The 12,681-nt window shown below is 65.9% G+C and carries 10 protein-coding genes and 1 pseudogene; 2 read left to right on the top strand and 9 right to left on the bottom strand.

Features of this window, described 5'->3' with window-relative positions; genetic code table 11:
• Positions 1-44: 44 nt before the first annotated feature.
• The 5 genes from V9L18_RS12615 to V9L18_RS12595 form a co-directional block, all read right to left on the bottom strand.
• On the bottom strand, positions 45-647 hold the full coding sequence (locus V9L18_RS12615; RefSeq protein ID WP_337347517.1) for a hypothetical protein: 603 nt from the start codon (positions 645-647) through the stop codon (positions 45-47).
• A gap of 198 nt (positions 648-845) precedes the next feature.
• A complete protein-coding gene (gene gatB, locus V9L18_RS12610; RefSeq protein WP_337347516.1) occupies positions 846-2,354 on the bottom strand; it encodes an Asp-tRNA(Asn)/Glu-tRNA(Gln) amidotransferase subunit GatB in 1,509 nt (502 codons plus the stop codon).
• Positions 2,354-3,943, bottom strand: coding sequence for an Asp-tRNA(Asn)/Glu-tRNA(Gln) amidotransferase subunit GatA (gene gatA, locus V9L18_RS12605; protein WP_337347515.1), 1,590 nt, complete (start codon positions 3,941-3,943; stop codon positions 2,354-2,356). The genes gatB and gatA overlap by 1 nt, the downstream gene beginning before the upstream one ends.
• Positions 3,944-3,950: 7 nt before the next feature.
• Entirely contained in the window at positions 3,951-4,247 is a 297-nt protein-coding gene (gene gatC, locus V9L18_RS12600) for an Asp-tRNA(Asn)/Glu-tRNA(Gln) amidotransferase subunit GatC (protein ID WP_066286151.1), read from the bottom strand.
• 146 nt (positions 4,248-4,393) lie between these two features.
• Positions 4,394-5,863 carry a CitMHS family transporter gene (locus V9L18_RS12595; RefSeq protein WP_337347514.1) on the bottom strand — a complete coding sequence of 490 codons (1,470 nt, stop codon included), beginning with the start codon at positions 5,861-5,863 and terminating at the stop codon, positions 4,394-4,396.
• A gap of 181 nt (positions 5,864-6,044) precedes the next feature.
• Here V9L18_RS12595 and V9L18_RS12590 point away from each other — a divergent pair, with 181 nt between their 5' ends.
• Positions 6,045-7,775, top strand: coding sequence for a sensor histidine kinase (locus V9L18_RS12590; protein ID WP_337347513.1), 1,731 nt, complete (start codon positions 6,045-6,047; stop codon positions 7,773-7,775).
• Complete coding sequence (locus tag V9L18_RS12585; protein ID WP_337347512.1) at positions 7,768-8,430, top strand: response regulator; 663 nt, start codon at positions 7,768-7,770, stop codon at positions 8,428-8,430. Before V9L18_RS12590 ends, V9L18_RS12585 begins: the two co-directional genes overlap by 8 nt.
• 15 nt (positions 8,431-8,445) lie before the next feature.
• Here the strand turns inward: V9L18_RS12585 and V9L18_RS12580 are convergent.
• The 4 genes and pseudogenes from V9L18_RS12580 to ligA form a co-directional block, all read right to left on the bottom strand.
• Positions 8,446-8,829, bottom strand: a pseudogene (locus tag V9L18_RS12580) (RidA family protein).
• Positions 8,830-8,875: 46 nt separating this feature from the next.
• The gene (locus V9L18_RS12575; RefSeq protein WP_337347511.1) at positions 8,876-9,379 is read right to left on the bottom strand and encodes a GNAT family N-acetyltransferase; all 504 of its coding nucleotides are present in this window, start codon (positions 9,377-9,379) and stop codon (positions 8,876-8,878) included.
• A gap of 108 nt (positions 9,380-9,487) precedes the next feature.
• Entirely contained in the window at positions 9,488-10,297 is an 810-nt protein-coding gene (locus V9L18_RS12570; protein ID WP_337347685.1) for an inositol monophosphatase family protein, read from the bottom strand.
• Between the two features lie 5 nt (positions 10,298-10,302).
• Positions 10,303-12,585, bottom strand: coding sequence for an NAD-dependent DNA ligase LigA (gene ligA / locus V9L18_RS12565; RefSeq protein WP_376046385.1), 2,283 nt, complete (start codon positions 12,583-12,585; stop codon positions 10,303-10,305).
• Positions 12,586-12,681: the final 96 nt, after the last annotated feature.

Here is a 12,681-nt window from a genome sequence, read left to right as displayed (position 1 = left end):
CAGCAGATGTCGTTATGAGGGCTCAAAACGACATCTGCTGCTACCTACTTTTCGAGCCCTTTCCCGTGGCCTTTGCGTGCTTCCTTGCCGAGGCCCTTGCCCATGCCTTTGCCCAGGCCAAGTCCCGGACCCGTTCCCGCGCCCTCGACGATCTTGTCCGCCGTGGCAGAGTCGCCGCTTTTCACACCGGAGACCCGGACCGACTCACCCGTAGCGATCTCCGCGATGGTTACCTCTGAGGGCTTAAGCCGCTTGCCGTCCTCCCCCGTGGCAGGAGATCCGTCCGCCGCTGGAGCGGGGAACTTGATGATCTTAGTCTCTGCGTTGACGGCGTAACTCTGCGTGAAACCGTCCTCGCTCTTGACGGTGACTGAGGTCTCGCTGACGGCCTCCACTGTGCCCTGCTGGCTCAGGTGGGTTTCAAACGTCCCGTCGGCCTTCTTCACTACGCTCTCGCTATGCAAGTGCTGGGGTCGCTCGGCCTTGTCCTGCTTCTTGTCCTGCTTGCCCGGGGCCGACTCCGACGGAGAAGGCGACGGCGAGTCAGTGGCGGACCATGCGATCGCCACCCCCGTACCGGTCAGGCCCAGCGCCACCACGCCGGCCAGCAATGCCTTGCGGATTCTCAACGGTTCTCGGACCGACATGGCCATACCTCCACAGCACGGGCAGGGCCCCTGTGCCCTGGAACTTCAGTGTAGGACCGGGAACCGCCGCTGAACACGAGTACTTTTACGCCCGCAGGATGCGAGTACTACCTAGAAACAAAACTGGGTCGCAGCAAGTGTCGTTATGAGCGTTCTCAACGACATTTACTGCGACCCAGTTGGGTTAAATCAGGCGAGTCAGCCCTCGACGCCAAGCTTCTGCAGGATCAGTTCCTTCACGCGGCCAGCATCTGCCTGCCCGCGGGTGGCCTTCATGACACCGCCCACGATCGCACCGATGGCCTGGAGCTTGCCTGCGCGGATCTTGTCCGCGACGTCGGGCTGCGCGGCGAGGGCGGCATCGATGGCTTCAAGCAGGGGGCCGTCGTCGGAAACGACGGCCAGGCCGCGCTTCTCGACGATTTCCGCCGGGCTGCCTTCACCAGCGAGCACGCCGTCAAGGACCTCGGTGGCCATCTTGTTGTTGATCTTGCCGTCTTCCACCAGTTTGTTCAGTTCAACAATGGTGGCGGGCTGGACGCCCAGCTGGCCGGGATCGACGTCCGCGTTCTTGGCGCGGCCCACGATCTCGCCCATCCACCACTTGCGGGCCACGGAGGCCGAGGCGCCGGCCGCAATGGTTTCCTCGATTTCGTCCATGACACCGGCGTTGACGACGTCCCGGAATTCCAGGTCCGAGTAGCCCCAGTCGGCCTGCAGCCGCTTGCGCCGGGCCGCGGGCGGCTCGGGCAGGGTGGCACGCAGTTCCTCAACCCACTCACGCGAGGGAACAACCGGAACCAGGTCCGGCTCCGGGAAGTAGCGGTAGTCGTCGGCGTCGGACTTGGCCCGGCCCGACGTCGTCGTGCGCGTGTCCTCGTGCCAGTGGCGGGTCTCCTGGATAACCGGCTCGCCGGACTCCAGAACGGCAGCGTGCCGCCTGATTTCGTAGTGCACAGCGTGCTCGACGGCGCGCAGCGAGTTCACGTTCTTGGTTTCGGAGCGAATGCCGAAGCGTTCGCGGCCGTGCGGGCGGAGCGAGACGTTGGCGTCGCAGCGGACGTTGCCGCGTTCCATCTTCGCGTCGGACACACCAAGGTTCTTGACGATCTCACGGACCGCAGCCACGTATGCCTTGGCCAGCTCGGGGGCACGGGAACCGGCACCTTCGATGGGCTTGGTGACGATCTCGACGAGCGGCACGCCAGCGCGGTTGTAGTCCACCAGCGAGAAGTCCGCGCCCTGGATGCGGCCGGTGGCTCCACCCATGTGGGTCAGCTTTCCGGCGTCCTCCTCCATGTGGGCGCGCTCGATCTCCACGCGGAACAGGGTGCCGTCGGAGAGCTCGATGTCCAGGTAACCGTCGTACGCGATGGGTTCGTCGTACTGGGATGTCTGGAAGTTCTTCGGAGTATCCGGGTAGAAGTAGTTCTTCCGGGCGAAGCGGCAGGACTCAGCGATCTTGCAGTTGAGCGCGAGGCCGATCTTGATAGAGGACTCGATCGCGGTCTTGTTCACCACCGGCAGCACGCCGGGCATGCCAAGGTCCACCTCGTTGACGTTGGTGTTCGGCTCGTCGCCGAAGACGTTGGGCGCCGAAGAGAACATCTTGGTCTTGGTGTTGAGCTCAACGTGGACCTCAAAGCCCAGGACGGGATCGTACTTCTCCATGGCCTCTTCGAAGCTCAGGGTAGCGTCAGTGCTCATTATTTTGCCTCCTTGGCGTCGACAAGGGTGGGGACCGGTCCGGCCAACGTGGACTCAGCCAGGTCCGGGGCCTGGGCGAGGAGCGGTCCGCCCCACTTCGCCTCCAGGAGGGATTCCAAAACCGCACCCACCCGGTAGAGGCGGGCATCCTGGCGGGCCGGTGCCAGCAGCTGGATGCCGACGGGCAGGCCGTCCTCGTCAGCCAGGCCGCCCGGAAGGGACAGTCCGGGGACGCCGGCCAGGTTGGCAGGGATGGTGGCGACGTCGTTGAGGTACATCGCCAGGGGGTCATCGAGCTTCTCCCCCAGCTTGAAGGCCGTGGTGGGGGCCGTGGGCGAGATCAGGACGTCGGCCACCGTGAACGCGGCGTCGAAGTCGCGCTGGACCAGCGTGCGCACCTTCTGGGCCGAGCCGTAGTAGGCGTCGTAGTAGCCTGCGCTCAGGGCGTACGTGCCAAGGATGATGCGGCGTTTGACTTCGTCGCCGAAGCCGGCGGCGCGGGTGGCCCCCATGACGCGTTCGATGGTCATGGGCCCGTCTTCGGGGAGGACGCGCAGGCCGTAACGGACGCCGTCGAACTTTGCCAGGTTGGAGGACGCCTCCGACGGCATGATCAGGTAGTAGGCGCCGAGGGCGTACTGGAAGTTGGGGCAGGAAACCTCAACGATTTCCGCGCCGGCCTGCTTGAGCAGTTCCAGCGAATCGTTGAAGCGGTTCTCGACGCCGGCCTGGTAGCCCTCGCCGTGGAGTTCCTTGATGATGCCGATCCGCATGCCGTCCACGTTGCCCAGCCGGGCGGCAGCCACGAGGTCCTCCAGGGGGTCGGGCAGGGAGGTGGAGTCGAAGGGGTCGTGCCCGCCGATGACCTGGTGCAGGAGCGCCGAGTCCAGCACTGTCCGCGAGACCGGGCCTATCTGGTCCAGCGAGGAGGCCATGGCGATGGCCCCGTAGCGGGACACGCTGCCGTACGTGGGCTTGACGCCCACGGTGCCGGTGACGGCACCGGGCTGGCGGATGGAGCCGCCGGTGTCGGTACCGAGGGCCAAGGGTGCTTCAAAGGCGGCGACGGCGGCTGCCGAACCGCCGCCGGACCCGCCCGGGATCCGGTCCAGGTCCCAGGGGTTCCTGGTGGGCCCGTACGCGGAGTGCTCCGTGGAGGAGCCCATGGCGAATTCGTCCAGGTTGGTCTTGCCCAGGATGGGCATTTTGGCCTCGCGCAGCCGCTTGACCACCGTGGCGTCATACGGGCTGTGCCAGCCCTCAAGGATCTTCGAACCGGCCGTGGTGGGCTGGCCGATAGTGACAATGAGGTCCTTGACCGCGATCGGCACGCCGGCGAGCTCGTGGAGCGCCTCGGCCGCGGCGCCGCCGGCGGCGCGGATGGCGTCAACTTCGGCGGCAACGGCAAGCGCCTCTTCCGTGTTGACGTGGAGGAAGGCGTTCACGCCGCGTTCGCCGCCGTCGACCTCTGCGATCCGGTCCAGGTGGGCCTGCACTACCTCGACGGAGGTGATTTCGCGGGCGGCGAGCTTCTCGGCCAGCTGCGCTGCGGAGAGGCGGATGAGCTGGTTGGTATTGGTTTCAGTCATTGGTGTCTTATGCCTCATCCAGGATGGCCGGGACCTTGAAACGGTTCTCATCGGAGTCCGGAGCTCCCGAAAGTGCCTGGTCCGCGGTGAAGGTGTGACCCACAACGTCCTCGCGGAACACGTTGCTCAGCGGGATCGGGTGCGAGGTTGCCGGGACGTCGTCTCCGGCGGCTTCGCTCACGGATTTGACTGATTCAACGATGACGGCGAGTTCGCCGGCCATCCTGTCCAGCTCTTCAGCACTCATCTCGATGTGAGCGAGCCGCGCGAGGTGCGCGACGTCGTCACGGTTGATCGCAGCCATGGATCTCCCCTGCAAAGTTCGAATTGTTTTCCGAACCAGTCTAGTGGGGAAACGTCGGTGCCCGTCTGACGACCCCCAGCGGGCGTCAGACGGGCACGTCGGTGCCGTGGTCCCGGCCACGAGGGCCAGCCACAGGCAGGACAAGACTAACCGATTCCGATGGCTCCAGTCAGCATTCCCACACCAAGCATTACGAGGGAGATGACGGCCGTACGCCAGAGGACCTTTTTGTGGTGATCGCCCAGGTCAACCTTGGCCAGGGAGACGAGCAGCAGGATGGCCGGAACAAGTGGGCTCTGCAGGTGGAACGGCTGGCCGGTGATGGAGGCACGGGCCATCTCGGCGGCGCTGATGCCATAGTGGCCGGCCGTCTCGCTGAGTACCGGCAGGACACCGAAGTAGAAGGCGTCATTGCTCATGAAGAAGGTCATGGGGATGCTGAGCACACCGGTGATCACCGCCATGAAGGGGCCCATGCTCGAGGGGATGATCTGGACCAGCCAGGCGGACATTGCCTCCACCATGCCGGTTCCGGTGAGGACGCCGGTCAGGACTGCGGCGGCCATGACCATGCTCACCACGGCCACGATGGACGGTGCGTGGGCGATCAGCTGCGCGCCCTGCTCCTTGACGTTAGGGAAGTTCACCACCAGCGCGATGGCGGAACCGACCATAAAGACGAACGGCAACGGCACGAGGTCGGCCACCAGCATGACCATCACCGCGATGGTCAGGCCCAGGTTGAACCAGATGAGCTTGGGACGCAGGGTGCTGCGGTTGGGGTCCAAAGCGGTGTCCGCCATCGCGGAGTCGTGGTCGTCCACGAGGGTTTCGGTGCGTTCCAGGACGGCAACGGAGGACCCCTCCGGGAAACCGCCGACGGCGGGAGTGCCACTTGCGGGGGTACCTGACCCCGAACGGCCGGTTCCCGACCCACCAGGGGTGGTGCCGCCGTCGAACGCTTCCGGTGAATCCGGCACTCCCCAGATTTCCGGCTCAGTGGCGCGGAGGCGGTTGCGCTCCTGCAGTCCCAGCAGCCAGGAGAAGGCGAATACCACCACGAGGCCGGCGATCAGCGACGGAATCATGGGGACAAAAACGTCATTGACGTCCAGGTGGAGCGCGGTGGCGGCGCGGGCCGTGGGGCCGCCCCACGGAAGGATGTTCATGGTGCCGTTGGCCAGGCCGGCCACGCAGGTGAGGACCACCGGGCTCATCTTCAGGCGCAGGTAGACGGGCAGCATGGCCGCGGTGGTGAGGATGAAGGTGGTGGAGCCGTCACCATCCAGGGAAACTGCGGCCGCAAGGATCGCGGTGCCGAGCACCACCTTGGCGGGGTCGTTGCCCAGCTTGCGGAGGATGAACTTCACCAGCGGGTCGAACAGCCCGACGTCGATCATCAGGCCAAAGTAGATGATCGCGAACATCAACAGGGCTGCGGTGGACGTCATTGACTTCATCGAATCAAGGACCATGTCCCCGATGCCAAGCCCGGCGCCTGCAAAGAGGCCAAAAACGGTGGGGACGATGATCAGCGCCAGCACTGGCGTCAACTTCTTCGTCATGATCAGCACCATGAATACCGCGATCATGGCGAATCCAAGTAATACCAGCACGGCCGGCTCCTTCTTGTGAACAGCGACACAACGGTGTGACGCGTGCTACAGACGTTATAGTGGCGGCCATCACCGCCGTGCCTTTGCCTCAATTGATTGGCATACTGCTTATTGCGAGCATTTTGCGCATTGTGCTCACGGCATCCCATCAGCCGACGACACCAGGAAATCAAGGAGGATCATGCAGCGTTCCGCGCCCCGGCCGCCCTTGCGGTTCTCCACCCAGACGCTGCTCCTGCAGCTTGGCGTGGTTCTTTTGGTGGTTCTGCTCAGCGCCGCCGTCCACGCCTGGCTGACGTACGACAGGGTTGGCGCCGAGGCTGAGAACCAGGCGCTGACGCTGGCGCGCACTGTCGCGTCGGACCCGTCCGTCCGTGCCGACGTGTTTGCCATCAGTGAGCAGGCCGGCACTCCCCCGGCCAGCGAACTTTCGGCCGGGCCCCTGATGGCCGCCGCCGAAGCCGCCCGCGCCCGCACCGGAGCCCTTTTTGTGGTCATCACCGACGAAACCGGCCTGCGGCTCGCCCACCCGGACCCTGCCCGGCTCGGCGAAAAAGTCAGCACCGATCCCACCGAAGCACTGGCCGGCCAGGAGGTGACCACCCGCAACACGGGCACGCTAGGCCCGTCGGCCGGGGCCAAGGTCCCGGTGTACGCACCGGGAACAGAGACTGTGGTGGGCGAGGTCAGTGTTGGCTACTCCATGGAAACGGTGGGCCAGAGCGTGCAACGCGACATCGGGCCTGTTGCGCTGACCGCTGCCGGCGCCCTGCTGGCAGGCGTGCTGGCGTCCTTCCTGCTGCGGCGCAGGCTGCAGCGCCTGACCCTGGGCCTGGAGCCTGAGGAGATCAGCACCCTGGTCCATGACCAGGTGGCAGTGCTGCAAGGCGTGGACGACGGCGTGATCGGCGTTTCCGCCGACGGCAGGATCAGCGTCTTCAATGCAGCAGCACAGCGGCTCCTGGGGCAGCGCGACCTCGCTGGGGGCCTGTGGGCGGATGCTCCGGTCCCCGGCCAGCTGAAGTCGTTGACGCTGCCGGACGCCGAAGAGGCGGATGCCATCGAGCTGGTGGCGGGCGGGCGCGTGCTGGTGGCCAGTGCGCGGAAGGCCCTGCACCGGCGCGAGGACCTGGGCTGGGTGGTGATGCTGCGGGACCGCACCGAGCTGCAGCAGCTCACCCGGCAGCTGGACGCCGTGGGCACCATGTCCACCGCTCTCCGGGCCCAGCGCCACGAGTTTGCCAACCAGCTGCACACCATCGCCGGGTTCATGAGCATCGGCCAGCACCACCGGGCCCGGGAGTACCTGGCCCGGCTCGCCGCAACGGGCCCGCTAAAGTTCCCCGTCGACCAGGCCGAGCTGCTCCAGGACCCCTACCTTCAGGCTTTTGTGGGCGCCAAGGGCGTGGAAGCCGACGAACGCGGGGTCACACTCCGCGTCGGGCCGGAGACGCTGGTCCGGAGCCAGGTCACCGAGCCCCAGGACGTGACAACCGTGCTCGGAAACCTGATCGACAACGCGGTGAACGCCGCCGTCGCCGGTACTTCTCCGGACCGCTGGGTGGAACTGGAAGTTTTGGATGAACCGGACGACGCCGGCGGCACCCTGCACATCGTCGTCGCCGACTCCGGTGACGGGTTGGGGGCTGGGACGGAACCCGAAGCGGTGTTTGCGGAGGGGTTTACGACGGCGGCCTCCGGAACGCGTGCGTCCGGTCCGGCTGTGTCCGCCCGGGCCGGGGGCCAGGGACTGGGACTCGCCCTGGCCCGTCAGCTGGCCCGGCGCCGCGGCGGGGACGTGAAGGTCCTGGAGCCGGGCTCCGAAGGCGGACCTGGCGCCGTCTTCATGGCCTCCCTTCCGCACACTACGGCGGGAATAAAGCCTTCCGCCGGAGAGGATGACGATGCCTGAGGATTTCAGGGTGCTCATAGTGGACGACGATTTCCACGTGGCCAAGCTGCACGCCGCGTACGTGGATTCGGTGCCGGGTTTCCTGGCGCTGTCGCCGGTAGGCTCGGCGTCCCTTGCGCTGCAGGCCATCCACAGCCTGCGCCCGGACCTGGTCCTGTTGGATGTCTACCTGCCGGACGGGTCAGGGCTGGACCTGCTCCAGCAACTGGACGTGGACACCATGATCCTGAGTGCGGCCTCGGATGCCGCCTCGGTCAGCAGGGCCTTCCGCCGGGGAGCCCTGGGCTACCTGCTCAAGCCCTTTACGGCCGAATCCCTGTCCCAGCAGCTGCGGTCCTACGCCCGGTACCGGCGCATCCTGGGCCAGGCGGGCGCACTGGACCAGGACGCGGTGGAACGCGTGAAGCGGTCCCTCATTCCCGGCGAAGCGGCACCATCAACCAAGCCCAGGTCCGCCACGGAAGCCGCCGTCCTGGAGTCACTGGTTCCAGGGGAGCAGTACTCAGCCGCCGAAGTAGCCACCCGGGTAGGCGTCTCCCGGGCCACGGCGCAACGGTACCTGTCCTCGCTGGCCGACGACGGCGCCGTCGACATCCAGCTGCGCTACGGAACCACGGGCCGCCCCGAACACCGCTACGGCCTCCCGGCCCGCTAAGCCCTGGACGGCTTCTTAGCTGGCGCTCTTCTGGGCTACGAGCTCGATCTCCACGAGCATTTTCGGGTCCAGGAACGGCAGGACGTGTACCAGGGAGAGCGTGGGGCGGATCTCGCCGAAGACTTCGCCGTGGGCACGGCCGGCCTCTTCCCACTTGCTGATGTCCGTGAGGTAGAGCTTGGACTGCACAACATCGCCGAAGCCGAAGCCGGCGTCGGCCAGGACAGCGCCGAGCTTCTGAAGGATGTACTGGGTCTGGGTGTAGAAGTCTTCGCCCACAATGCCGTCTTCGCCGCTGGCAGCCGTCGCCGAGATGTACAGCGTGTTATCCACCTGGACGGCTCGGGAGTATCCGAGGGTCTATTCCCAGACGGAGCCGGTGCCGAATGTTTTGCGCATGGTGGGCCTTTCAGTCCTGAAATGAGTCGGCACCACTCTAGGGCGGCTAGACGTCCAGCCGGTAAACCAGCAGCTTTATGTCAGTGCCGGGAACGAACCAGTCGCGCTTTGGCACTCGCTGGAACCCGGTCTTGCGGTATAGCCCGTGGGCGCTTTCCCATGTTTTTCCCGTCGTGAGCGCCACCGCGTTGATGCCCTCCAGGGACCGGGCATGGTCAATAATGGCCTCCACCATGGCCTTGCCGGCTCCGCTGCGCTGCGCTGCGGGGTCCACCACCAGCATGCGGAACTCCAGCTCATCGGCAAGGGCAATGTCCGCATACGGCTCACCCGCCACCGCCAGCGTCACGGAGCCCACCACCTGGCCGTCACGCTCGGCTACCCAGATGGTGGCCTTCGCCGCACGCTCGGCGACTTCCTGGACCTGCCGCATATATGGGTGGTCCGCGTCCTCGAAGTAGCCCGCGGCGAGGTAGGAATCCCGGGTGATCCGGGCGATGACGTCAAAGTCGGACTCGACGGCGGGACGGACGGTTATCTGCGGCTGCACCTGACAATGCTAGTAGCGTCCGCCGGGCGGCGGCCTTGAAAGGGCACTTTCCGTGACTGAACTATCACTGCCCGCCGATGTGGCACTCCAGCCGTGGCGGGGATGCCCTCAGAGGGGGAACTTCCCCGAGAGCTCCAGGCTCGCGGCGCACGTCCAGGCTGCCAGCCTGTCGCCGTCCTTGGGCCCGCCCCGGAGCGGGCTGGTGAGGCGCGGCCGCCGTACCCAGCAGCCTGCCTCCTCGGCGATCAGCGCTCCAGCGGAGAAATCGTGTTCGTTGAGGCCGCGTTCGCCAAAGGCGTCGATGGTTCCGTCAGCAACCATGCAGAGGTCCAGGGCGGCGGAGCCCAGGCGGCGGACGTCCGCGAAACCGTCCATGAGTCCGCCCAGGGCAACGGCCTGTTGCGCGCGGACGGTGGGATCGTAACTGAATCCGGTGGCCAGGATCTGCCCCTTCCGTCCGGCTACCGGGCCTTCCAGCCGGGTCACCCTGCCGCGCGCTTCAAGCCAGGCGCCCTGCCCACGGGAGGCGTAGTACACGCGGTCCAGTGCAGGTGCGTGGACGACGCCGGCCAGCCAGACGCCGTCGGGATCGGCCACCGCCACGGACGTGGCGTAGTAGACGATATTCCTGATGAAGTTGGTGGTTCCGTCCAGCGGGTCGATGGACCAGCGGTAGCCGCTGGGAGCCTCCGGCTTTGTGGTGCCATGCTCCTCGCCCGTGATGGTGTCCTGCGGCCGCGCCGCGGTAATGGCGCGGCGTACCGCGTCCTCGGCCGCGACGTCGTAGGCCGTGACCCAGTCCCCGGCGTCGCCCTTGTTGCTGACGCCCAGCGCATCACCGTTCCGCGACGCCAGTACAGCGGCGCCGGCAGCGGCGGCCAGCCGGGCCACCGCCAGCAACTCAACGGTGAGGTCCAGGCGGCTCACTCCGCTGCCTGTTCGGATTCGCCGGCTTCTGCCTCGGTTGAAGGAGCAGGACCGTTTTCCAGGAGTTCCCGGAAGCCGTCCTCGTCGAGCACCGGAATGCCGAGCTGCTCCGCCTTGTCCAACTTGGTGCCCGCATTTTCCCCGGCCACTACATAGCTGGTGTTTTTGGAGACGGAGCCGGCAGCCTTGCCGCCCCGGGTGAGGATGGCTTCCTTGGCTTCGTCCCGGCTGAAGTTGGGCAGCGAACCGGTGACGACGATAGTGAGGCCTTCGAGGGTGCGGGGCGTGGATTCGTCCCGTTCGTCCTCCATCCGGACCCCGGCAGCAGCCCAGCGGTCGATGATTTCGAGGTGCCAGTCCTCGGCAAACCATTCCTTCAACGCAGCGGCGATGGTGGGACCCACGCCGTCAACGTGAGCGAGTTCTTCCTCGGAGGCCTGCCGGATGGCGTCCATGCTGCCGAAGGCCTGCGCGAGGGCCCGGGACGCCCGCGGTCCCACGTGCCGGATGGAGAGCGCCACGAGCAGCCGCCACAGGGGCTGGGTCTTGGCTTTTTCCAGCTCCCGGAACAGCTTTTCGGTGGTGGCCGTGGGCTTGGAAGGAGTTTTTGCCGTCCCTTTGCTCCAGAAATACGGCACCAGCTCAAACTCGCCGGTGGCCACGCCCTTGGAGCGTTTTTCCCGCCTGATGCGTACGTCCGCCAGGGATTCCGGGGTGAGGTCAAAAAGGGCCGCTTCGGTGGTCAGCGGCGGTACCTCGGGTTCGGCGGGCTGCGTGAGCGCTATGGCCGCTTCCCAGCCGAGGGCCTCGATGTCGAACCCTCCGCGGCCTGCCAGATGGAAGACCCGCTCACGCAACTGGGCCGGACAGGACCGTGCGTTGGGGCAGCGGATATCCACGTCCCCTTCCTTGCCGGGCGCCAGCGGCGTTCCGCAGGAAGGGCATTCGGTGGGCATCACGAAGTCGCGTACCGGCGGATCCTGCTGCTCGCGCAGGGCGAGGACAGGGCCCACGATTTCGGGGATGACGTCGCCGGCTTTCCGCAGGACCACGATGTCGCCGATTTTTACGCCTTTGGCTTTGACTACATCCTGGTTGTGCAGGGTGGCCATCCCCACCGTGGAGCCTGCCACCTTGACGGGCTCCATAATGCCGAACGGGGTCACCCGCCCGGTGCGCCCAACGTTGACGGCAATGTCCAGGAGCTTGGTGTGGACTTCCTCCGGCGGATACTTGTACGCCACCGCCCAGCGCGGAACCCGGGTGGTGTATCCCAACGCCCTTTGGGTGGCGAAGTTATCCACCTTGACCACGATGCCGTCGATTTCGTGGAGGAGCTTGTGCCGCTGATCGCCGTATTTCCTGATGAAGCCCAGGACCTCGTCCAGGTTGTTCAAGACCTCGAAGTATGGGCTGACCGGAAGGCCCCACTTTTCCAGGAGGGCATAGGTGTCGGACTGGCTCTGTGCTTCCAGGCCCTCCCGGGCGCCGATGCCGTGGACGAACATCCGCAGCGGCCGCTTGGCGGTTTCGGCGGGGTCCTTTTGCCGGAGTGAACCGGCCGCGGCGTTCCGTGGATTAGCCAGCGGGGCCTTTCCGGCCTCGATCAGGGCTTCGTTGAATTCCGCGAAAGCCTTGGACGGTATGAAAACCTCGCCGCGGATCTCCATCTCGGCCGGGAAGTCGGTTCCCCTGAGTTCCTGCGGGATTTCCTTGATGGTGAGGACGTTGTGGGTGATGTCCTCACCCGTAAAGCCGTCTCCGCGGGTTGCCGCGCGGACCAGTTTTCCATCGCGGTACAGCAGGTTGACGGCGAGGCCGTCGATTTTCAGTTCCGTCAGCCAGACGGGGCCGGCCGTGCCGTTCCCGATTTTTGCGACGGAGGCTTCTGCCTTGGCCAGCCAGGCCTCCAACTCCTCGAGGGAAAAGACGTCCTCGAGGCTGTACATGCGCTGCAGGTGCTCGACGGCGGCAAACGCCGCGGAGACCTCGCCGCCCACTTCCTGCGTCGGGGAGTCATTGGACACCAGCTCGGGGTGCAGGGCCTCGATCTCCTCCAGCCTGCGGAAGAGGTCATCAAATTCGGCATCCGAAACCAGGGGCTCGTCCTCCTGGTAGTAGGCGAACCTGTACTTCCTGACGAGATCGGCCAGGTTCTCGTACTCCTCACGCACGGACTCGGAAGGGATCACCTCCGGAGCCGTGATTCCTGGCTCAGTCCTGGTGGTGGTCTGTTCTGCGGGGCCTGGTGCTGTGCTCACAGACCTATCTTGCCTCATGGCACTGACATCCCGCCGGAATGCCCGCGGGCCCCGGACACTGTGCTGTGTCCGGGGCCCGCGGTTCGCGTGCTGCGTGGTGGCGCGGCAGTGGCT

Origin of the sequence: Pseudarthrobacter sp. CCNWLW217 (assembly GCF_037203985.1) — a bacterium.
Lineage (GTDB): Bacteria > Actinomycetota > Actinomycetes > Actinomycetales > Micrococcaceae > Arthrobacter.
This window is presented reverse-complemented; position numbering and strand designations above follow the sequence as displayed.

What these genes read in the sequence shown, in the direction of transcription:
- V9L18_RS12615 (WP_337347517.1), bottom strand. Translation starts at nt 647, where the DNA reads ATGTCGGTCCGAGAACCGTTGAGAATCCGCAAGGCATTGCTGGCCGGC.
- gatB (WP_337347516.1), bottom strand. Translation starts at nt 2,354, where the DNA reads ATGAGCACTGACGCTACCCTGAGCTTCGAAGAGGCCATGGAGAAGTAC.
- gatA (WP_337347515.1), bottom strand. Translation starts at nt 3,943, where the DNA reads ATGACTGAAACCAATACCAACCAGCTCATCCGCCTCTCCGCAGCGCAG.
- gatC (WP_066286151.1), bottom strand. Translation starts at nt 4,247, where the DNA reads ATGGCTGCGATCAACCGTGACGACGTCGCGCACCTCGCGCGGCTCGCT.
- V9L18_RS12590 (WP_337347513.1), top strand. Translation starts at nt 6,045, where the DNA reads ATGCAGCGTTCCGCGCCCCGGCCGCCCTTGCGGTTCTCCACCCAGACG.
- V9L18_RS12585 (WP_337347512.1), top strand. Translation starts at nt 7,768, where the DNA reads ATGCCTGAGGATTTCAGGGTGCTCATAGTGGACGACGATTTCCACGTG.
- ligA (WP_376046385.1), bottom strand. Translation starts at nt 12,585, where the DNA reads ATGAGGCAAGATAGGTCTGTGAGCACAGCACCAGGCCCCGCAGAACAG.